The following is a 22,246-nucleotide window of genomic DNA, read 5'->3' on the forward strand; positions in this document are numbered from 1 at the left end:
AAATCCCCTGGCAACAGGGGATTTCTAACTGAATGCCAGTCAGATGGTGCATATGTTTTATAGCTATTATTCTTGCTTTCCGCCATTTACTACCTTCAGCCGCCAAACTTCATTCCTTGAAGACTCGGTAATATAAAGATAACCGTTATTGAATGTCAGGTTGGTGACAAAGGTTCCTGCCTTTTCTGGAAGCCTGATGGTTCCAATTTCAAAACCATCTTTATCCAATACAACAATCTCTCCAGCTTGGAAATGTGCAACATAGAGGTTTCCTTTTTCATCGACCGCTAATCCATCCGGTCCGATACCGCCTTCCAAATGGGCGAAGACAAATGGAACCTCTCTTTTATCTTTCGCTGTTACAGAAGGAACGGAAATTATCCGGTTAGTCGCAAATTCGGAGACATAAACCCGCTGGCCATCCGCTGATATAGCAATTCCGTTAGGGTATGCTATATGATCCAAAGCTAATGTCAACTCCCCATCTGGTGATAGATAGAAGACCCGGCCAGTTGGTTTGGTGGCATGGGAGCCGCCAGGTTCGGTAAAGTAAATTCCGTTTTTCTCATCAAATACCAGGTCATTCAATGGCTGTAAACGTTCGTTGTCAAATTCACTGACAATGACAGTGTTCTTTCCTGTAGCTGGATTGTATGCTTTCAATTCACCTGATCTATTGGTAGTGAAGAGCCGACCATCCTTATGGAATTTCGCCCCTACTGGTTCAACTGACGTTTCATATTCAGTTTCCACCCCACTCCCTGAAACTTTGAGTATTTCTTTAGTAGGTGGGCTGACCATCCATATATCTCCATTGTCATCAAAATTGATGCCTTCCATAAATCTTCCTTTCACTTCGTTTCCTGCAGCCATCTTCTCCCATTTCGAGCTCGGTGGCAATATCTCCTTCATATCATGTCTATCTCCTTTGGGCACCTTTTGAGTCTCCAGGATACTCGATGCCGACACAGCGGTCACCAATCCAAATGCCATAAGAAATGCCAACAGAATCCACTTCTTCATACAAACTCCTCCTTTTATTCAGCTACTAGTCCTATTCAAGCCAGTATGGGAAATACCTCTCGTAAACTTTATGGGAAAATGTGAAGGATTCCGTGCATTTTTATCTTTGACTTTTCACAGGCACCATACGAATAGTAATCAGAGGACTATTCGTATGGTTTTTGATATGGTGGAAGGGACACATGCTGTCGAGTTATTATGATGTTAATCGGGGTATAAATAGAGAGTAAGAGTTATTAAAGAGAGGAGGGCTGGCCATCTTTCAAAAAAGGATACGACATTTGCAGCGGTACAGGGAGATTGCCATTGCTTTTTCTCGTAATGGGTTCGGATTTCTTGTGAAGGAGCTTGGTCTGCATAAAATTGTTTCCTTGCCCAAGCGGTTGGTAACGAACACTCGGGAAGAAGTACATACATTAACACTGGGAGAAAGGCTTCGGAAGTTCCTGGAAGACATGGGGCCCTCTTTCATTAAGTTGGGGCAGATTGCCAGTACCAGACGTGATCTGATACCTGAGGATATCATCAAGGAATTGGAAAAACTCCAGGACCAGGTGCCGCCTTTTCCATATGAAGATGCGAAAGAAATTGTGGAACAAGAGCTGGGTGCATCGATTGATCACGTCTTTGTAGCATTCGATGAAATACCTCTTGCTGCCGCTTCTATTGGACAGGTGCACCGTGCAGTTCTCTACTCGGGAGAAGAGGTGGCAGTCAAAATCCAGCGGCCCAATATTCAACAAAATGTTCATACCGACTTGGAGATCCTCCAACACCTTGCAAGGATGGCAGAAAATCGGATGAAATGGGCGGAGAGATATCATGTGACAGAAATTGTCCAAGAATTTTCGGACTCCCTGCTGGCAGAGTTGGATTACACACTGGAGGGAAGGAATGCTCATAAAATTGTTCACCAGTTCAGAAAGGATCCAAAGGTTCGTATACCTGAGGTCTATTGGGAATACACCACGGAGAAGGTGCTGACCATGGAATATATGGAAGGAACGAAGCTGGATGAAGTGGAAGATCTCATTCTGGATGGATTTACTCCAAAACTATTAGCGGAACGGTTGGTCCATTCCGTGTTCCATCAAATATTGATGGAAGGCTTCTTCCATGCCGATCCACACCCTGGAAACGTCAAGGCACAAGGTAATAATACGATTGTATTTATTGATTTTGGCATGGTCGGCCGACTGACTCCGGAAATGAAAGATCAGTTCTCAGCGTTGATTGTAGCGATGATGAGACAAGACAATGATGCGATCATCAAGGTGATTTATCGGATGGGATTGGTACCTTCAGATATTGATATGCGGAGGTTGAAACGGGACGTGGACAAATTGAAGGAAAAGTACTATGACGTACCATTCAGCCAGGTAAGCATCGGTGAAGCGGTGAACGATTTATTTACCGTCGCATCCAAGCATCGGATTGAAATTCCGGCTGATCTGTCCTTGGTCGGAAAAACTCTCCTTACGTTGGAGGGAACCGTGGAAAGGCTGGATCCCGAAATTAGCATCGTTAAGATTGCTGAGCCCTTTGGACGCAAGTTGCTGAAGGAGCGGCTGCATCCCAAAAGGGTGGCAGGGGACATCTATCATCAGCTGGATGACTATAAAGACATCCTTGCCGGTTTCCCGGAACATATTGAAGAGCTGTACGCAATGATTAGAAAAAGAAAGATACCCGTAGAGATTTCCTTTTCGAATGTCGACAGTTTTATGAAACGGTTGATTCAAGTGAGTAACCGGCTGTCCTTCAGTATTGTGCTATTATCGTTCAGTATTATCATGGTAGGCCTGATCATCGGTTCGTCTATAGGTGGCCAATCGACTTACATTTGGAATTTGCCAGTGATTGAGATAGGTTTTGTGGTAGCCATTTTGATGTTCATTTGGCTCATTTATTCGATTATCAAGTCCGGGCGGTTCTGACAGAGACAGAGAGGAAAGGCGGCTTCCTCTGTTTAGTGTTCGATCGGCGGTGTGGCTGGCTGGTCCCCATTTCTCAAGGAAATATACAATTCATGATTCCGATTGAGAGATGCGAAGAAGACATGATCCAATTGGGTTATACCCTGATTGGATAGTTGCTGATCCAGCCAATCCTCCGTCAGATTGAATTCCTTTAAGGTATTTGTGTAGATTTTCCCTTCCATAATGACGGGAAGGGATAGAGAAGAAGCGTTTTTGGTCAGCCTCAGGTCTTCTATGGTAACTGTACTTTTTTTCGGTTTCTTCAGTACACTCAATGATCCATTTGCCTCAATGATCGCTGTTTCTACTTCGGAAACATCAAATACATCCTTTTCGCGAAGCATCTGCAGGATATTGTCAATCGAGTAATGAACTTTTTGCAGATTTTTGTTGAGCAGCTTCCCGTTCTGAACCACAATCGTCGGTTCAAATGTCAGGAGCTTTCCCACTTTTCTATTAGAAATTTTCCATTTAGCCACCACTTTTTGCAGAAGTCCGATGGCAATGATAGCAATAGCTGTTGGGATATGTTGGATATCAGGGTCGGCGATATCGGCCCCTACTACAGCCCCTATCGTAACTACGATTAAGAAATCAAATACAGGCAGTTCGCCAATTGCCCGCTTTCCCATAAACAGGGTAATGAATAGCAATAGAGGAAGAATGGTTAAGATTCTCCCGATCACTAGCACAATATCCTTTATGAATTCCAAACTTTTCCCTCCTCCAGCTGCAGGTTCATATTCATCCTTGCCTGTACCAAACCAATAAATACCTTCAAAAACGATGGCGGAAGACTTAAAGCCGGCGTTGAAAACTGGTTGAAATATGTTAAAATTGACACAAAGAGTATGTGTGACTGACGATGCAGCGGATAACCGCAGGGGAGCACATAACATAAAGCAGCCGATCGTCTGGGCAAAATAGGGTAAGGAAAATAATCCTTGCCTTTTTATATTCAATACTATATAGAATAGGATGTGGCTAAAATGAACCGTGTATTTAATTTCTCAGCCGGTCCCTCCATGCTACCGTTGCCCGTACTGGAGAAGGCCCAAAAAGAACTGCTAAATTATCAGGATTCCGGCATGTCGGTAATGGAGTTGAGTCATCGTTCCGGGTGGTTCAGCGACATTATTTCAGAAGCTGATCAATTGCTTCGGGAACTATTGCAAATCCCGGATAACTACAAGGTTCTGTTTCTTCAGGGAGGGGCATCCCAGCAATTTGCCATGGTACCAATGAATCTCATGGTTAACAGCGGCAAGGCTGACTTTGTCCATACCGGCTCGTGGTCCAAGAAGGCCATAAAAGAAGCGGAGAGGTTTGGAGAGGTCCGTGTCATTGCTTCCTCTGAAGACGAAAATTTCACCTACATACCCAAGGTGGACTCCAGCATGATTGATCCGGAAGCGGATTACGTACATATTACGACCAATAACACGATTGAAGGAACCGCCTTTTCTGAGATTCCGGACACAGGAGACGTGCCACTGGTTGCAGACATGTCGTCGAATATCCTTTCAGAGGAAATCGATGTATCCAAATTCGGAGTCATTTATGCTGGTGCACAGAAGAATATCGGGCCTGCTGGTCTGACGGTGGTCATCATACGAGAGGATCTGATCGGAAAAGCACCGGATTCCTGTCCTGCCATGCTGAATTATAAAACCTTCAGTGATTCCGATTCGCTGTATAATACACCGCCTACGTTCAGTATCTATATGGCAAAGCTAGTGTTTGAATGGCTGAAAGGATTGGGAGGTCTTCCAGAAATGGAGCGGATCAATCGGGAGAAGGCACAGCTTCTATATGACTATTTGGAGACGTCCGAGTTATTTGATTCTCCGGTGAAAAAGGATAGCAGGTCCATGATGAACATTCCGTTCATCATACCGGATAAGGAATTGGATGGAGTCTTCATAGATGAAGCCAAACAGGCAGGATTTGAAACATTGAAAGGACATCGCTCTGTAGGAGGAATGCGGGCAAGCATCTACAATGCAATGCCACTACAGGGTGTCAAGCAACTTGTAGCGTTCATGGAAGAGTTTGAAGGGAAAAATAAGTAGAAAGAACGGCAGTTGATCGAAATGATCTCTGCCGTTTTTGTATTTATCAGGAAAAACCAATAACATTTCAAGGAGAATTCCTTATAATAAAATGAATACTCTTATGGGGTTCTGTTTGATAAGGCTAATTACTTTTATAAGAAGGAGGGGTAATGTGGGAAAACGGAAAAACAGCAAATTTGAGAGCCTATTAGAAGATAAGGGTCTAGAATTTGTTTCGGCAGCTCTCCTTCTTAGCGGCCAACTCTCTGTGCGAAGTGTCCTGGTAAATCGAGATGGTGATGTTGAAATAAGGGTTGTTGGTGAATTGGGAAAGTCCAGTGACCATCAGGAGACCGATTTATATGATTTTTTGAAGAACAATGGGAATAAGGGCATCGACCAACTAATCGAGTCGTTAAAACAGCAAGTTGTGGATGCAAACAAAGGGAGGGACTAATGTGAGCGGAGAGGGATTCAGCGGAAGGAATATTGCTTTTTTCATTATGTTTTCGATCTTGGTTCTGCTAGGCATATTTGGAAGGGTCCTGAGGCCAAGCGGGCAACAGGTAGATCTGGACACCGGCTTTTTGCTGTCATAAGCAGGGCGAGCCGACATGGTATATGATAACCAGGCGTTCCTATCTCATACTATGAAAGGAAATTGTATCCCAGATTCCTCTGTTCCCTATGGACCAGAGGTTTTCATTTCTACAATGGTAAAGTCCAAAGGCTTTCCAACTTTTCCAATTTGTTTTATTGACCAAACGGAAAAGAATACATTATTCTATATATATGCAAAGAATAAGGGAAAGCGTAATCGTCATGCCTGGAGAAGGACAGGCTGGATTACGCTATTTATATAAAGCGAGGTAAAAGCATATGTCTTTAACTAATTCTCTCACGTCCCAGAAATACCGCAAACTGTCCAACGAGGAGATAGAAGATACGGAGAACAAGCTCGATCAAGAAGAGGCGGTAAAGGCCGGCTTGAGAAATCTGATCGAACTATGCGGGGATGACCCGGATCGGGAAGGATTGGAGGAAACCCCGGACAGAGTGCTGAAAGCCTTCCTTGAGTACACGGAAGGATACAGGGAAGACCCCAAATCCCATCTGGAAAAGGTGTTCGATGTCGACCATCAGGAACTGGTGATGGTGCAGGACATCGAAATTCATTCCATGTGTGAACATCATTTCGCCCCCTTCTTCGGAGTGGCCCATGTAGGGTACATCCCTAATGGTAAAATAACCGGCCTTTCCAAGATTGCCCGGATGGTGGATGGATATGCAAAAAGGTTCCAGGTGCAGGAAAGGCTGACCAACCAGATTGCAGACGCCATGGAAGAGGTGCTTGACCCTCAGGGCGTCATGGTTGTAATAGAAGCAAAACATATGTGCATGTGTGGAAGAGGAGTCAGGAAATCTGGTGCTTCTACAACGACAAAGGCAGTAAGAGGACTATTCAGGGATGCAGCCGACCATCGTATGGAATTCTTGTCTCTGCTTGACCGGCCATCCAGATAAGCCCAAGTAAAACATGGAAAGCGGGTGGATCATTTGAGGCATGCAATAATTACCGCCGGATATAAAGGGCTGGGAAAAAAGGTGACAGAACAGTTCCTCCAAGCAGGCTGTTCTGTCACCGTCAATTATCGGAGTGACAAAGCGAGAGTAGAAGAGTTAAAGAGAGAATGGGCCGATTTTGAAGAAAGGCTGCAGTTTGTCCAGGGAGACATAACAAGGAAAGAAGACATCCAAGATATGGTTGATCAGGCAGTAGAACGTTTTGGGCGGGTCGATTATCTTATAAATAATGCTGGTCCTTACATAGCAGATAAGAAGAAATTGGTCGACTATGATGACCGTGAATGGTATGAGTTGATTGATGGGAACCTTAGCTCTGTATTTCAATTTGTTAAACTCGTAGTCCCAATAATGAGAGAGCAGAGGTTCGGCAGAATCATTACCTATGGATTCCAGGACGCTGAACAGACACCAGGCTGGCTATTCCGTTCCGCTTACGGGGCTGCCAAAGTAGGGCTGGTCTCCTTGACCAAATCTATCGCCATTGAAGAGGCGGAGTACGGAATAACTGCCAATATGATTTGCCCAGGTGATATAGCAGGTGAAATGAAGGAGATGGATATCGCTGAGGTAAGGTATAGGGATGACGGCAAGACCCCCATTGGACGATCTGGAACCGGTCAGGATATTGCTAGACTGGTCAAGTTCTTATGCGAAGAAGATTCCGATATGATCACTGGGAGTGTAATATCTGCTTCCGGAGGGATTGATGTGGTGAACCGAAGAAGAAAATGAGCAGGATATGGCAACCCCTCTGCATGGCAGAGGGGTTTTTCCTGTTGGAGGCTGGCCGCTTTTAAGACATGCTTGTAGATCAGTCAGTACGGCTACACTGGTGGAATTGCTTTGTCTTCTTTTCCTAATGCCTTTGCCCGGCCATCCGCTCGAAGGAACATGTGATGTAGGCTTAACATAATCTCCAGAAGAACAAGGAACAATATCACCCAGACACCTGCTGTTGTTATTGCTTCCTTCAAGCGGCTGAAAACTGGCTGGGTCATGTCGATGAAAGAAGTGAAGGTATAGAACATGGCAAAGGTAAATATTCTGCTCCACTGGGTGACGTCATAGACAAAGATGCCTTGTTTCACTCCAAAGCTTCTTACCCTTTTGAGGAGCCTACGGATCTCTATCATTTCCACCAGCATGAAAATGGCTAAAGCCGCCATCCAAATGACATTCACTGCCTCATCCGGCCTTATATCTGCCTTCAGCCAAGCAATTCCGGTAATGGAAAGGGCTCCATGCAGGATGCAGTTGGTGTTGTTCCAGTCTCGTTCGAGGTTCCACCCGCAGATGAGATACCGCTGAATGATCAGCGTGGAGCAGATCAGATAGAAACATAGACCTATGCTCATCCATCCAGCGTTCAGAATATCTGGCACATTGGTAAAGACGGTGTTGACCAGAAGGATCATGGACTGAGTGCCTACTGTCGTCAGCAGCAGAATCCCATGGGCCTTCTTTCTGAACTCATGGATAGATACATTATGGAGCGTTTTTCCACAGATAATCATATATATCATCCATAAACCCATGTTCAGCCATGCTGTTATTTCAGAAAGTACACTCCATTGGGGAAACTGGTTGTATAGTAGAATGCCGCATATGGAAGTGCCGGCAACCCATGTGCCGAACCCGAATCTGTTCATTGGATTATCATAATGGCGTTTTTTAAAGTTTCCGTTGAAATAAGCTGCAGCAAAAGTGATGAGGAATGCAAGCCACAGGGCCATATCCAACAGGCTGAGATACTTGCCTGGAGAAGCAGGCAGTTGGGGATGGAAGTGCCTGGCAAGCACCCCCTGTGTAACGATTCCCAGAGACATAACGACTGCCATGGCACTCGTAGTAATATCTAATCGTTTGGTGAAGATGATTATTGTAATAATAGCGAAGAAAATTATTCCCATTACGAGAAACGTCATATGAACCACCTAGTTTGTAATTATAGCATAAGGGCTATACAGAAGCTGTGAATCTATGTCCAGGTTTCCTGGCAATCTATCGATGGAAAAAACAGCATACCAACAAGGTATGCTGTTTCCCCTAGCCCCTTCAAAGATTCCTATCCTTAGGAATCTCTTATGCTAGTTTTCAATATAGACATCTTTCAGCAGCAGAAGCTGTGTCGGAAGCTGGGAGAGACCTTTTACTTCATCACGGACACCAAGTAGATATTCCTGGTGCAGCAGGTATGCCATCGGTGCAAGCTCTACCAGCCTTTCTTGTGCACTGCTGTACAATTCTGCCCTTTCTTCCTGGTTGGGATTCTGGCGTGCTTCGTCAATATACCCGTCCAGCTCGTCATCTGCAACAAAGGTCCTGTTACCTGCTGTGCCAAGGTTGTCGGAGTGGAACAGTGGGTACATCGTATTGTCCGCATCACCTGTTACATTTGTCCAGCCGAATACCATCATTTCATGGTTTCCATTCGCTGTCTGCTCTAGCATTGCTCCCCATTCAAGGGTTTCCACTTCCAGTTCAATTCCGATTTCCGCCAACTGGGCCTGGACATTCGTCGCTGTATCGACACGTTGCCTATCATCGTTTGTCCAGATAGTGGAAGTAAAACCATCTTCATATCCCGCTTCAGCCAGCAGTTCTTTGGCTTTTTCCGGGTTATATTCCAAACCGTTCAATTCTTCATCATAGCCGAATACCCCTGGTGCCAGTGGTCCTTTGGCTGGAATTCCTACCCCATTGTAGATCCCTTCAATGATTTGCTCTTTATCGATGGCCATGGAGATAGCCTGCCTTACCTTGATATCATCGAAAGGTTCTTTATCTGCATTGAACCCGATATAGGCTAAGGAAGTGCTTTCTTGTCGGCTTACAGAGATCCCATCTGCATTCTCCATCTGTTCTACATCAGAAGGACTGAGTGGATTGGAGATATGGGATGCGCCTGTCTCCAGCTCGGAGTTCCGTGTGAGGTCTTCTGGAACCACTTTGAAAGTTACTGTGTCTAGCAGGGCATTATCTCCCCAATAATCTTCATTTTTAGCCAGCTTGATGGATTGTCCCGGCTTCCATTCTTCAAAGGTGAAAGGACCGGTTCCCTGTGGATTGGCATTGATGACACTTCCAGCCTGTTCTCCGTTTTCCATTGCTTCATAATCTGCTTCAATCTGCTCTTTGGAAACCATTAGTCCACCTGGGTGCGCCAAATGGGCGGGCAGTGGAGCGAATGGGAACTCTGTTTCAAACTGTACCGTATACTCATTCACTACCTCCACGTTGGTAATCATGTTGTACATGAAGGCCACCGGTGAAGCGAGCTCAGGGTCAAGAATTCGGTCAATATTTGCTTTTACCACTTCTGCATTAAAAGGAGATCCATCATGGAAGGTCACTCCTTCCTGAAGCTTGAATTCCCAGGTAGTATCGTCTACCTGTTGCCATTCGGTAGCAAGGCCTGGTTGAAGTTCCATATTCTCATCCTGGGTTACCAGTGTCTCGAAAATATTGATCAATACATCTGCTGATGGTGTATCATTGGAAGAAGGCGGATCAAGAGATACTGCATCTGACTTCGTAGCAATTACCAGGTCGCCTCCCTGTCCTTCCTCTTGGCTGTCCGAGGAAGCGTCGGATTGTTCCTCATCGCCCGGCTCACTTGCACAAGCGGCAAGCAAGAAACTGAGCAGAAGGGCTGTAAGTATTAAGGATAATGATTTCTTCATATGTGTATTCTCCTATCTGATGTCAATATTTTTAAAAGGTGAAAGCTCCATCTTCCATATGGAGCAGGAATGCTTTTGCTAAATCTTTGGTCGCCTCCAAGTCCTTAAGACTGACAGCCTCATGTGGAGTATGGGCATAGCGGGATGGAATGGACAGTACACCAGTCGGTATTCCACTATTCGCAGGTGCTACGGCCCCGCCATCTGTGCCTATTCCAGGAAAGACCTCAAGCTGATAAGGGATGTCGGATGTTTCAGCTGCTTGTTTCAAACGTTCCTTGATGGATTTTTGGACAATCAGGCTGAAGTCCATGACTTTAATTCCTGTTCCGGCGCCCAGAGAAAGGCTTTGATCCATCGTCTCTTCTGGTGTATCACTGACAGCTGTCGTATCTATCGCAAGTGCCGCATCAATATCATCCAGACGGCTGATCGCAGTTTGTGCTCCCCGCAGACCGACTTCTTCTTGGACGGTGAACAACAATACGAGCTCTCCTGGGAACTCTTGGTCTGTGAGTTCGTTCAGGACTTGCAGGAGGACCGTACATCCGGCACGATCGTCCAGTGCCTTCCCAGTGAATATTCTATTCTCTTTATTGCCGATCCATCTATTTTCAGAAGCCCATGTGATTGGTGTTCCTATTTCCACTCCCATATCGATGGCATCCTCTTTGGATACCGCTCCGATATCGATATACAGATTCGCATGGCTGCGTACCTTCTTGGGATCATCATATTTCATATAATGGGCTGACAGGGTCCCGATCACGCCTCCCAGTTCTTCCTTGGATCCAAGAACGCTGACCGGTTGTGCAAGAAGGATTCGGTCATCATGTCCACCGAGTTTTTCGAAACGAAGGAGGCCATTGTCTTCTATCTTCTTCACAATGAAACCAACCTCGTCCATATGCGCTGTCAATAAGGTGACAGGGCCAGGTTTACCGCCCTTTTTCCTGGCGGTTACGTTTCCCATGTGGTCCATATGTACCTGATCTGCCTTATCCTGCAGATAATCCTTAATGAAATAAGCTACATTTTGCTCATACCCACAAGGGCCATTCAGCTGGCTTAATTGTCTTAGCAGTCTCTCCATAGATGTCACTCCCTTTTCTAGCAATTTATTCCACCAACACCCATTGGTTTTGTAGGTTTTAACACTTCAACGTGTTAAACAACGGTAATAATTATATAGTGTAAAGCCTGCTAAAATCAACACTTTTATGAAAACTGCCATTAATTGCAGGAATCAGTATGGGAAAGATTAAAGAAAGACCTCAGAGTAAGATTCTCTGAGGCCTTGGAAATCTGATGGTGCGGCAATTATGAAGAGGTCCAAACACCGCCGTTAATGTGAATGGTCTGTCCAGTCATATAGGAAGATTCATCCGCAGCCAGCATCACGTACGCCCAGGCATGCTCTGACGGTTGGCCTGGACGACCCATCAAACTGTCTTGCCCGAAGTCTTCCACCCCATCTTCATCGAAGGAAGATGGAATCAATGGTGTCCAAACCGGCCCAGGCGCAACTGAGTTTGCTCTGATACCTTTTTTGGCAAGGCTCTGGGCAATACTGCGGGTAAAGGAAGTGATGGCCCCCTTTGTTGCGGAATAATCCATGAAAATCGGGTTTCCACGGAAGGCATTAATGGAAGAGGTGCTGATGATGGCATCTCCGGAATTCATATGGCGTACAGCTGCTTTGGTCAAGTAGAATAGAGAAAAGAAGTTCGTCTGAAAGACTTCTTCGAATTGCTCATTAGAAATATCAAGCAAGTCTTCACGGACATACTGGATTGCAGCGTTGTTCACTAGAATGTTGAGCTTGCCGAATTCTTGTACCGTTTTCTCCACCAGCTCCTCGCAGTGGGCAGCAGCTTTGATATCCCCAGGAAGTAGCAAGCACTGGACTCCTTCAGCTTCCACCAACTTTTTTGTTTCCTCTGCATCACTATGTTCATCAAGATAGGAGATGGCAACGTTGGCTCCTTCTTTCGCATAGAGGATGGATACGGCCCGTCCAATACCGCTATCGCCGCCAGTGATGAGGGCTGTCTTTCCTTTCAATTTACCGGTGCCTACATATTCAGTCGGTTGGGCTGGAAGTGGGTCCATTTCCGATTCAATACCAGGTTGTTTCTTCTGCATTTGCTTTGGTGTGCTTCCCTGCTGCATCTCTCTTGGGTCAGTCATGTTATACCTCCTATTGTTTTTCTACTTCTACCATTCCACTTCCCAGATGCAGAAAAACTTGTTCCTATCAAGGTGGAGGTATACTGTCTAATAAGTATAAAACTTGCTTATAATGATTAACATCAATACATATATACATCTGAAGGAGGAACCTGCCTGTGATCATTGCGATCATCTTGCTGCTGTTCGTTTCCCTGTTCTTTTCTGGCAGTGAGACGGCATTGACAGCTGCTAATAAGATGCGGCTTCACACAAAGGCGAACGAACAGGATAAAAAATCTGCTAAACTGCTGGATTTGCTTTCTAAACCAAGTGAATTCATTACAGCTATACTGATCGGAAACAATATATCGAACATCCTGCTGCCGACACTTGTAACCATGCTTGCGATTGAATATGGATTCAACGTGGCTATTGCATCGGCTATTCTGACGATTACCATTATCGTCTTTGCTGAAGTTATACCCAAGTCCATTGCAGCCGCTTTTCCGGACCGGATTGCCTACATCGTACACCCTGTCATCAGAATCGTCATGATTATATTCAAACCACTGACATGGATGTTCAACAAATTGACTGGACTGATTATACATATGCTTTCCAATGGAGAGTTCAAGAAAGTCTCCATTTCTAAAGAAGAACTGCGCGCCATGGTGGACATTGCTGGTTCGGAAGGAACATTCAAGGAAGATGAATCTTTCCGAATCAAAGGAGTATTGGACTTTTATAATCTGAATGTGAAAGATGTTCTGAACACCCCTCGAGTGGATATGATTTCCTTGCCGATTACAGCAACCTATGAAGAAGTGAGGAATGTAGTGGTTCAGAATCCTTATACAAGGTACCCGGTAATCCAAGGAGACAGCGACAATATTGTAGGTGTATTTCATTCCAAATACCTCCTTACATGGCAGAGCGAGGCAGATAAGTCTCTGCCTGATTTCAGTGATATGGATCCATTGATCGTCTATGAATTCAATTCCATTGAATGGGTGTTCCGCAAGATGACCAAAGATAAGAAACATATGGCAATTGTATTGGACGAATATGGGGGAACCGAGGGGATTCTCACACATGAGGATGTCATTGAATCGATGATCGGGCTGGAAATTGAAGATGAGATGGACCCTGAAAATGACTCTTTGGTCGAAAAGATAACTGATACAGAAATCATTTGTGACGCGAAGATCACCCTAAGACGTTTGAACAGTCTTTTCCATACAAATATTCCAGAGGAAGAAGATGTACTGGCCGGTTACCTCTTGAAGGAATTTGACCATTTCCCGGAAGAAGGGGAAACCTTGGAGAAGTATCCTCTGTCCTTTACGATTACAGAGCTGGATGAAAGGAGCATCTCCCAGGTTCATATTGTAAAGAAGAATCAGGCAGAAGAATAATGGTCGTGCACACCATCTGTTCAAGACGGATGGTGTTTTGTGATTCTTTTACTTAATATTGATTGCCTAACTCGCTGCGGCAGAACGTTTCGCTTTCCGTGGGCTGGTCTCAGTCTCGTGCTGTTCCCACAGGTGTCTGCGCATTCTGCCTACGCTAGATGTAGTGTTCTGGTTTTAAATGTGGATGGATCATGGGACGGATGTCTAGTGAAGTTTCCTCGCTAAGAATCAATTTTGTGAATATGACACTTTTGGAATTCTATTCACTTCATAACAACTACTCAAGTTATACCTCCCAACCAGCGGTGGAAATCCACGAGACTCCTGCGGGAACCGTGACCAGAGTGAGATCCCGGAGAACGCCAGTTCGAGGGAGCTCACGGGTCGCCCGCGGAAAGCGAAGTGGAGTTTCCGTAGCGGTGTAGGTGGTCCCCCCCCAAGGCTTGTTGTACAGCGAAAGAAGGGTTCATTCGTTTTCAGAATAAAAAAGTAGTCTTTATGGTAAATTCCTCATTACATAATTTTCCTGGAAGTGGCTGCATATAAATCAGCAGAAAGGCGGACACGTCTTTATGAGAGGGAATGGATGATTGGAAACTTCGTGGGCATGTTCATCTCCCTCACCGCATAACATGTTAATAAACCCTGTCCTAAATGGAGGAGAATCTATGGATATACTAAACAAGGTGAGAAACTACCGGGAAGAAGAGAAGCGTCTGCAGTGGGAAGGAACTTTTGCGGATTACCTGGAAATTGTGAAAGAACGACCGGAAGTTGCCCAGTCTGCTCATTCACGTGTATATAATATGATTAAAAGTTCAGGGCTCACGGAGCGGGATGGCAGGAAGATGTACCACTTTTTTGGGGAAGAGATCTTTGGTCTGGAAGAGGCGATTGAGAAGTTGGTGGAGGAATACTTCCATCCGGCCGCAAAGCGACTGGATGTCCGTAAGCGGATCTTGCTGCTAATGGGGCCTGTAAGTGGTGGTAAATCAACGATTGTAACCATGTTGAAACGTGGGTTGGAACAATATTCACGTACAGAGGAAGGAGCAGTGTATGCTATCAAGGGCTGCCCAATGCATGAGGACCCCCTTCACTTGATTCCACAACACTTGAGGGAAGACTTCTATGAAGAATACGGCATCCGGGTGGAGGGTAATTTATCCCCACTCAATACCATGCGACTGGAGAAGGAATATGGAGGGCGCATTGAGGATGTTAAGGTGGAAAGGATCTTCTTTTCAGAGGATAAACGTGTAGGGATTGGCACCTTCTCCCCTTCTGATCCAAAATCCCAGGATATCGCTGATCTGACGGGCAGCATCGACTTTTCTACCATTGCTGAATACGGATCGGAATCAGACCCGAGGGCCTACCGGTTTGATGGGGAATTGAATAAAGCAAACCGGGGCATGATGGAATTTCAGGAGATCCTGAAAAGTGATGAAAAATTCCTATGGCATTTACTCTCCCTGACACAGGAAGGGAACTTCAAAGCAGGCAGATTCGCTTTAATCAGTGCGGATGAGTTGATTGTCGCGCATACGAACGAAGCGGAATACCGATCATTCATAGCAAATAAAAAGAATGAAGCTCTTCATTCACGGATCATCGTCATGCCGATTCCTTATAATTTAAGAGTCACGGAGGAAGAACGGATTTATGGAAAAATGATCAGGGAAAGTGATATGGCACATGTCCATGTTGCACCGCATGCTCTGAGAGTGGCGGCCATTTTCTCCATTTTGACCAGATTGGAAGATTCCAAGAAGAATGGAATGGACCTCTTAAAGAAAATGAGACTTTATGACGGTGAAAACGTAGAAGGGTTCAATCAGGTGGATGTGGATGAACTGAAGAATGAGTTCACTGAAGAGGGGATGACAGGAATTGATCCGCGTTATGTCATCAACCGTATTTCTTCGGCGATTATCCGGAAGGACGTACCTGCCATCAATGCACTTGATGTGCTCCGGTCACTCAAGGAAGGCCTGGATCAGCATCCATCGATTGCCAAGGAAGATAAGGAACGGTATATGAATTATATCTCGGTGGCAAGAAGAGAGTATGATGAGATTGCGAAGAAGGAAGTACAGAAAGCGTTCGTCTATTCCTATGAAGAATCCGCCAAGACATTAATGGATAATTACCTGGACAATGTGGAGGCATACTGCAACCGCAATAAGCTCAAAGATCCGCTTACTGGTGAAGAGATGAATCCGGATGAAAAGCTGATGCGGTCCATTGAGGAACAAATCGGTATCTCGGAAAATGCGAAAAAGGCATTCCGGGAAGAGATCCTCATCCGAATTTCAGCATATGCAAGAAAGGGCAAAAGATTTGATTACAACTCTCATGAACGGCTGCGGGAAGCTATCCAGAAAAAGCTGTTTGCCGATTTAAAAGACGTCGTGAAGATTACGACATCTTCCAAAACACCGGATGAGAATCAATTGAAGAAAATCAATGAAGTGATTGCAAGACTGATTGATGAACATGGATACAACTCAGTTTCGGCAAACGACCTGCTCCGTTATGTAGGTAGTCTGCTGAACAGATAGGCAAAAGAAAGAAGAGCGATTCAAGCAACAAGACATATAATGGGCGTCTTGTTGCTTTTTGTTTCTCTTTTCCTGTATAACGCCTTCTGATTGCGCTTTTACTCAGAAACTTGTCAATAATCGGCAGGTACGTGCATAAAATAATGAAAAGTAGTTGATAGATTTACAGAAAAGAGAAGGCTTATATCGTTGTGTCAGTAGTTCGAAGAAAGGTAAGAACTTTTCAGGAGGGGGAAGATCATGAGCGAAGAAAATGGAAATTTTGTCGTCTCCAAGGAAAACTGGTCCCTCCATCGCAAAGGCTATCAGGATCAGCAGCGCCACATGGATAAAGTAAAAGATGCCATTAAAAACAATCTGCCGGATTTAGTGAGTGAAGAAAATATTATCATGTCCAATGGCCGCGATGTGATTAAGATTCCAATCCGTTCACTGGATGAGTATAAAATCCGATATAACTATAATAAATCCAAGCATGTGGGTCAGGGGAACGGAGATAGTGAAGTCGGCGATCTAGTTGCCAGGGAGCCTGGAGAACCGGGGCAAGGGAAACAGGGTGCCGGAAAAGGGAAAAAGGCAGGCGACCAGCCTGGGGAAGATTATTACGAAGCAGATGTTTCTTTAGCTGAAATCGAGGAAGTGTTGTTCAGGGAACTGGAGCTTCCGAACTTGCAGCAGAAAGAACAAGCAGAGATTATTACGGAAAAAGTGGAATTCAATGACGTACGGAAAAAAGGCTTGATGGGCAATATCGATAAAAAGCGTACGATTCTTACAGCACTGAAAAGGAATGCCACGGAGGGCAAGCCTGGCATCACACCGATTTATCAAGACGATTTGCGGTTCAAGACTTGGAATGAAGTAAGAAAGCCGGAATCGAAGGCGGTCGTACTCGCCATGATGGATACGAGTGCCTCTATGGGGACGTTTGAGAAATATATGGCCAGGAGTTTCTTTTTCTGGATGACAAAATTCCTCCGTTCTAAATATGAATCGGTGGAAATTGCTTTTATCGCCCATCATACGGAAGCAAAAGTAGTGTCCGAAGAAGACTTTTTCTCCAAAGGGGAAAGCGGTGGAACCATTTGTTCTTCAGCATATTTTAAGGCACTGGAATTGATTGAGGATAGGTTCAGTCCTGCCCGCTATAATATCTATCCTTTTCATTTCTCAGATGGAGAAAATATAACCTCTGATAATCCAAAATGTCTGCAGCTGGTACAGGAAATCATGGATGTCTCCAGCATGTTCGGATATGGTGAAGTAAATGGGTATAATCGTCCTTCCACCTTGATGAATGCGTATAAAACCATTGACGACCCGAAATTCCGCCATCACATCCTCAAGCAGAAAAGCGACGTCTATCATGCGATGAAAAGCTTTTTTAAAAAACAAACCCAGCCTGTATAACAAGCATAAAGAGGACAATCGTCCAGGTGGGCACCTGAACGATCGCTATACTTGCTCAATTTTATAGACGGCGCGGTCCGTACTGATAATCAGCTGGGAGCCGTCTTTTTCATATAAAGAGTCGTCTTCCAGCGGGATTTCATAAGTCGGGGAAGGCAGAGGTTCGAATTCGTTTTCTGTTGTTTCAATTTCGGCGTCTCCATTCAGCTGAAGTTCATGGAGCGGTTCATAGTCGTCAATTCTTCGGTTATCTTTACCATAGGAGATGGTTTCGAGATCCATGAATGTCTCGTCAATGTCATCCATTTCATGTTTGGTGATTTTAACACGGTGGCCGTTCCATTTATGCAGTAGATCATTGAATTCTTCGATTGACAAGAATTGCTCTTGCATGAAAATCCCTCCTCTGTTTTCAGTTTTCCCGGATTGAAAAAATATACACTTGGCTGCACTGATTTCTTGGAACTTGCTTTCTGCTCGTCTTTTGATATGAACAAGAATGGAGGGATCCCGCTTTGTCGGAACAGAAGGAACTGACATATGCGATCGATGAGATTACAGAGATTGCATCCGATTTTGGTCTGGATTTCTACCCGATGCGGTATGAAATCTGTCCGGCTGATATTATTTATACCTTTGGAGCGTATGGCATGCCAACAAGATTCACCCACTGGAGTTTCGGAAAACAGTTTCATCGGATGAAGCTGCAGTATGACCTGGGTCTGAGCCAGATATATGAACTGGTGATCAATTCTGATCCATGCTATGCATTTCTGCTGGATACCAACAGCTTGATTCAGAACAAATTGATCATTGCCCACGTGCTCGCCCATTGTGACTTTTTTAAGAATAACGTAAGGTTTTCAAACACCCGCCGTGATATGGTGGAGTCCATGACAGCAACAGCTGAACGAATTGCCCATTATGAAGTGGTACATGGAAAAGACGAAGTTGAAAAGTTTCTCGACGCCGTATTATCCATTCAGGAGCATATTGATCCTTCCATTGTCAGACCAAAGCTTCCAGCCTATGAGGATGAAGAGGAAGAACTTTCTGATCCGAAAGTAAAGACAGATTATGATGATTTATGGGATATAGATGAAAAGCCTGCGGAAAAACCAAAGATCTTTAAGAAACGGAAACAATTCCCGCCTAAGCCCGAAAAAGACATACTCCTGTTCATTGAGGAATATAGCAGGGAACTGGAAGACTGGCAGCGTGATATCCTGACGATGATGCGGGAAGAGATGCAGTATTTTTGGCCTCAGCTGGAAACAAAGATCATGAATGAAGGATGGGCCAGCTATTGGCATCAGCGTATACTGCGGGAAATGGATTTGACCTCCGATGAAGTAGTGGAATTTGCTTCATTGAACGCAAGTGTCGTCCAGCCATCCAAACAGCAGATCAATCCATATTACCTTGGCCTGAAGATATTTGAAGATATTGAAGAGCGCTATAATAACCCGACAGATGAAATGAAAATGATGGGGGTGGAGCCAGATTCAGGCAGGGAGAAAATATTCGAGGTCAGGGAAATTGAGTCAGATATTTCGTTCATCCGCAATTACCTTACGAAAGAACTGGTTGAACAGGAAGACATGTATTTGTTTGAGAAGCAGGGAAGAGATTATCGAATTACAGATAAAGATTACCAAAATGTGCGGGATCAGCTGGTATCCATGCGTGTTAATGGTGGGTTCCCATATATTACGGTAACCAATGGGGACTATCTCCGCAACGGAGAATTATACCTCACGCATAGTTTTGAAGGGACAGAGCTTGATGTGCATTATCTGGAACATGTCCTCCCATATATTTATCAGCTTTGGGGACGAAATGTCCATATGGAAACCATGGTAGAGAATAAAAGAGTCGTTTTCTATTATGACGGGGAGAAAGTAAATCGCAGGCAATTGTAATAAATCTGTTGATATGACAAGGGCAGCACTGTTGGCTGCTCTTTTTCATGTACTCTATTCTGTACCTCATGCATCTGCTCCGGTCGAAATTGTTCTGTCTTTCGGAAGCAGGTCTCCACCTATGATTGGGTATTACATCAATATTAAAATATTGTTAATATTATAGACATTGTGAGATGGCATGATAAAATTGGGGTAAGTAAGCAGATGAAAGGAACATACACATGAAGCCTTGGGTGAGAAAAGCTTTAGTTGCAATGATTACGGTAATGACGCTAGGAATGTACACACCACCTGTCCATTTGACTGCAGAAGCAGAAAATGAGGGAAGTGAAACAGACGCTAGGCAGGATGCAGAACGAGGACAGGCAGCGGCGGACACCCGGGAGGAACTGGATGTCACGCTCGAACTTAATGATCAAGATTACCTGCAAACTTTGACAGAGAAGGCAAAAGAAAAAACGTTACATAAATTGGGTCCTAGAATCGTGCCGCAGGTGGAGGATGAATTCACCTCTGTCATACTGCCGAAAATGACAGATGTCTTGGAAGGATTGGTAACAGATCAAGGAGGGGGAATTGCTGTACCGTATTACAGTATAACAGAGGAACCTTCCCCAGGTGTGGGAGAGCGGATCTTCAATATCCATGATGATAGAGAGGGGAAAGATATAGCCAAATTCCATGTCCGCCGGGATAATCGCCCATTGGAAGGATATTGGTTCAATTTCCACTACCATCTGAGTCAGGACGGTTTTGAACAACATCATGATATCGGGGAAATCTATTGGGACAAAAATATGCCACCCAAATGGATGGCATAAGGCGCAGGTTGTGTTAAAGGCATCGCGTCCAGTGTTTGCGATGCCTTTTATCATAGTGCCACTTCAGCAAGTACCTCGCCGACTGGTCTGTCGTGTATGACTTCATCAGCAATGTAGTCCATATCAGTCGGCTCTTTGTTGATGATGACCACTTTCGCTCCGCATTCTTTGGCAATGACAGGGAATTGGTTAGCCGGTGTGACACTTAATGAAGAACCAAGTACGATAAATAAATCAGCTTTGCGGGACTCTGATAGTGCAAACTGAAAGGCATCCTCTGGTAGGGTCTCACCGAACAGGACCACAGAGGGTCTGAGTATTCCTCCACAGGAGCAGTGGTAATCCTGATGGATATAGCCTTCACTGTCATAACTCCTTCCACACGACTGACAGTGAAGATGCTGAAGCGTGCCGTGAAGCTCGGCAACCTGTCTGCTTCCTGCCTTTTGATGAAAACCATCCACATTCTGTGTAATGATGGACATCACTTTCCCTTGCTTTTCCCATTCGGCCAGGATGTAATGTCCCTTGTGCGGACCATACTCTTTGACACCCAGGACTCGGTCACGGTAAAACTCTATAAATTCGTTGACATTATTATTCAATGCATCGGCACTGGCAATTCTGCTTGGATCCTTTTCCTTCCACATTCCACCTGAGGAGGAACGGAAGTCGGGCAGTCCACTTTCCGTAGACATCCCAGCGCCGGTAAAAACGACTGTATGTTTTGCTTCCTTTATCCATTTTTCCAGCAACATGCTTCTCTCCTTTTCACCTTTTATTATACTTCCTTCCCCTTTTCGTCACAAATTAGTAAAATTTCAAGAAAAAATCCATTGGCAAAACAAGAGTGAAATTGACTGGTGACACTGTGTCATATATAATTGGAGATGATAAATGACACAGTGTCACGAGTAAGGGGAGGAAGTGCTTTGCCGAAGCCAACATTCTTTAATCTACCAGAAGAAAAACGGCAAAAATTGGTTCATGCTGCTGAAGAAGAATTTTCACGTGTGCCCTTATTCGAAGCATCGATTTCCAACATTGTTAAAGCGGCTGGTATTCCCCGTGGAAGTTTTTATCAGTATTTTGAAGATAAAGAGGACATCTTTTTTTTCCTTCTGAATGAGCAGGCAGAGAAGAGGAAGGAATCACTTATAAGCATGCTGAAGAAGTATGATGGAGACATTTTTAAAGCAGTGACTGAAATTTACAGGAAATTTTTGTATGAATTGCCTGATGAGGAGGAGCGTAACTTCCTCAAGAATGCTTTCCTGAATGTCACCCATAAGATAGAAGATGCCTTTACTACCATGTTCAGTGGAACACAAAGCAATGAACAGATTGAGGAGATCAAACGGCTGATAAACCGGGATATACTCAACATATCCGAGGAAAAAGAGCTGTTCTATATTGTGCAGATCATTACGGCTGTGGTCTTCCGCAACTTTGTGGAGAAATTCGCCAGGGAGTTGTCGGATGATGAGGCGATGGATAATTTCATTGTGGAAATGAACCTGCTGAAAAGAGGCTTACATAAGCAAAATGGAAATGGATGACATCTGTCTCCGTTCATACATAATAAAAAAATCTTTTATGAGATGGGGTATGAT

At 44.6% G+C, this 22,246-nt stretch carries 19 protein-coding genes and 1 riboswitch; of the genes, 11 read left to right on the forward strand and 8 right to left on the reverse strand.

Annotated features, from left to right (window positions below; genetic code table 11):
* Positions 1-66: 66 nt before the first annotated feature.
* Positions 67-1,023, reverse strand: a complete 957-nt coding sequence (locus ACFOGI_RS12650) for an SMP-30/gluconolactonase/LRE family protein (protein ID WP_390273143.1) — start codon at positions 1,021-1,023, stop codon at positions 67-69.
* A gap of 281 nt (positions 1,024-1,304) precedes the next feature.
* On the opposite strand from ACFOGI_RS12650, the gene ubiB reads away from it, so the two are divergent.
* Positions 1,305-2,960: a 2-polyprenylphenol 6-hydroxylase gene (gene ubiB, locus ACFOGI_RS12655; protein WP_390273146.1), complete on the forward strand. Its 1,656-nt coding sequence runs from the start codon at positions 1,305-1,307 to the stop codon at positions 2,958-2,960.
* Between the two features lie 32 nt (positions 2,961-2,992).
* Here ubiB and ACFOGI_RS12660 read toward each other — a convergent pair whose 3' ends face one another.
* A complete protein-coding gene (locus ACFOGI_RS12660) occupies positions 2,993-3,715 on the reverse strand; it encodes a DUF421 domain-containing protein (RefSeq protein ID WP_390273149.1) in 723 nt (240 codons plus the stop codon).
* A 132-nt stretch (positions 3,716-3,847) separates the two neighbouring features.
* Positions 3,848-3,929, forward strand: a riboswitch (ZMP/ZTP riboswitch).
* Positions 3,930-3,991: 62 nt separating this feature from the next.
* On the opposite strand from ACFOGI_RS12660, the gene serC reads away from it, so the two are divergent.
* From serC to ACFOGI_RS12680, 4 genes are all read left to right on the forward strand, one after another.
* Positions 3,992-5,074, forward strand: a complete 1,083-nt coding sequence (gene serC, locus ACFOGI_RS12665) for a 3-phosphoserine/phosphohydroxythreonine transaminase (RefSeq protein ID WP_390273153.1) — start codon at positions 3,992-3,994, stop codon at positions 5,072-5,074.
* Between the two features lie 154 nt (positions 5,075-5,228).
* On the forward strand, positions 5,229-5,513 hold the full coding sequence (locus tag ACFOGI_RS12670) for a hypothetical protein (protein ID WP_390273155.1): 285 nt from the start codon (positions 5,229-5,231) through the stop codon (positions 5,511-5,513).
* 422 nt (positions 5,514-5,935) lie between these two features.
* Entirely contained in the window at positions 5,936-6,580 is a 645-nt protein-coding gene (folE, locus tag ACFOGI_RS12675) for a GTP cyclohydrolase I FolE (protein WP_390273158.1), read from the forward strand.
* 33 nt (positions 6,581-6,613) lie between these two features.
* Positions 6,614-7,375: an SDR family oxidoreductase gene (locus tag ACFOGI_RS12680; RefSeq protein ID WP_390273161.1), complete on the forward strand. Its 762-nt coding sequence runs from the start codon at positions 6,614-6,616 to the stop codon at positions 7,373-7,375.
* A 92-nt stretch (positions 7,376-7,467) separates the two neighbouring features.
* Here the strand turns inward: ACFOGI_RS12680 and ACFOGI_RS12685 are convergent, their stop codons facing one another.
* The 4 genes from ACFOGI_RS12685 to ACFOGI_RS12700 form a co-directional block, all read right to left on the reverse strand.
* On the reverse strand, positions 7,468-8,568 hold the full coding sequence (locus tag ACFOGI_RS12685) for a hypothetical protein (protein WP_390273164.1): 1,101 nt from the start codon (positions 8,566-8,568) through the stop codon (positions 7,468-7,470).
* Between the two features lie 162 nt (positions 8,569-8,730).
* Complete coding sequence (locus ACFOGI_RS12690; RefSeq protein ID WP_390273167.1) at positions 8,731-10,326, reverse strand: glutathione ABC transporter substrate-binding protein; 1,596 nt, start codon at positions 10,324-10,326, stop codon at positions 8,731-8,733.
* A gap of 31 nt (positions 10,327-10,357) precedes the next feature.
* A complete protein-coding gene (locus ACFOGI_RS12695) occupies positions 10,358-11,419 on the reverse strand; it encodes a M42 family metallopeptidase (RefSeq protein WP_390273170.1) in 1,062 nt (353 codons plus the stop codon).
* A gap of 227 nt (positions 11,420-11,646) precedes the next feature.
* Positions 11,647-12,516, reverse strand: coding sequence for an SDR family oxidoreductase (locus ACFOGI_RS12700; RefSeq protein ID WP_390273173.1), 870 nt, complete (start codon positions 12,514-12,516; stop codon positions 11,647-11,649).
* 158 nt (positions 12,517-12,674) lie between these two features.
* Here ACFOGI_RS12700 and ACFOGI_RS12705 point away from each other — a divergent pair, with 158 nt between their 5' ends.
* The 3 genes from ACFOGI_RS12705 (at position 12,675) to yhbH (ending at position 17,887) form a co-directional block, all read left to right on the forward strand.
* On the forward strand, positions 12,675-13,913 hold the full coding sequence (locus ACFOGI_RS12705) for a hemolysin family protein (protein WP_390273175.1): 1,239 nt from the start codon (positions 12,675-12,677) through the stop codon (positions 13,911-13,913).
* A gap of 668 nt (positions 13,914-14,581) precedes the next feature.
* On the forward strand, positions 14,582-16,477 hold the full coding sequence (locus ACFOGI_RS12710) for a PrkA family serine protein kinase (RefSeq protein ID WP_390273177.1): 1,896 nt from the start codon (positions 14,582-14,584) through the stop codon (positions 16,475-16,477).
* Positions 16,478-16,717: 240 nt separating this feature from the next.
* Positions 16,718-17,887 (forward strand): sporulation protein YhbH, encoded by a 1,170-nt coding sequence (gene yhbH / locus ACFOGI_RS12715; RefSeq protein ID WP_390273179.1) that lies wholly within the window; start codon positions 16,718-16,720, stop codon positions 17,885-17,887.
* A 45-nt stretch (positions 17,888-17,932) separates the two neighbouring features.
* Here yhbH and ACFOGI_RS12720 read toward each other — a convergent pair whose 3' ends face one another.
* A complete protein-coding gene (locus ACFOGI_RS12720) occupies positions 17,933-18,280 on the reverse strand; it encodes a hypothetical protein (protein WP_390273181.1) in 348 nt (115 codons plus the stop codon).
* 122 nt (positions 18,281-18,402) lie between these two features.
* Here ACFOGI_RS12720 and ACFOGI_RS12725 point away from each other — a divergent pair, with 122 nt between their 5' ends.
* Together ACFOGI_RS12725 and ACFOGI_RS12730 are read left to right on the forward strand one after the other, a co-directional pair.
* Positions 18,403-19,809 (forward strand): SpoVR family protein, encoded by a 1,407-nt coding sequence (locus ACFOGI_RS12725; protein ID WP_390273184.1) that lies wholly within the window; start codon positions 18,403-18,405, stop codon positions 19,807-19,809.
* Positions 19,810-20,033: 224 nt separating this feature from the next.
* Positions 20,034-20,633, forward strand: a complete 600-nt coding sequence (locus ACFOGI_RS12730; RefSeq protein ID WP_390273187.1) for a YpjP family protein — start codon at positions 20,034-20,036, stop codon at positions 20,631-20,633.
* A gap of 50 nt (positions 20,634-20,683) precedes the next feature.
* On the opposite strand, the gene ACFOGI_RS12735 is transcribed toward ACFOGI_RS12730, so the two are convergent.
* A complete protein-coding gene (locus tag ACFOGI_RS12735) occupies positions 20,684-21,388 on the reverse strand; it encodes an NAD-dependent protein deacylase (protein ID WP_390273189.1) in 705 nt (234 codons plus the stop codon).
* Positions 21,389-21,565: 177 nt separating this feature from the next.
* On the opposite strand from ACFOGI_RS12735, the gene ACFOGI_RS12740 reads away from it, so the two are divergent.
* Complete coding sequence (locus ACFOGI_RS12740) at positions 21,566-22,192, forward strand: TetR/AcrR family transcriptional regulator (RefSeq protein WP_390273192.1); 627 nt, start codon at positions 21,566-21,568, stop codon at positions 22,190-22,192.
* The last annotated feature ends 54 nt before the right edge of the window (positions 22,193-22,246 follow it).

It is taken from the genome of Virgibacillus xinjiangensis, from assembly GCF_042643145.1.
GTDB lineage: Bacteria > Bacillota > Bacilli > Bacillales > Amphibacillaceae > Virgibacillus_O > Virgibacillus_O xinjiangensis.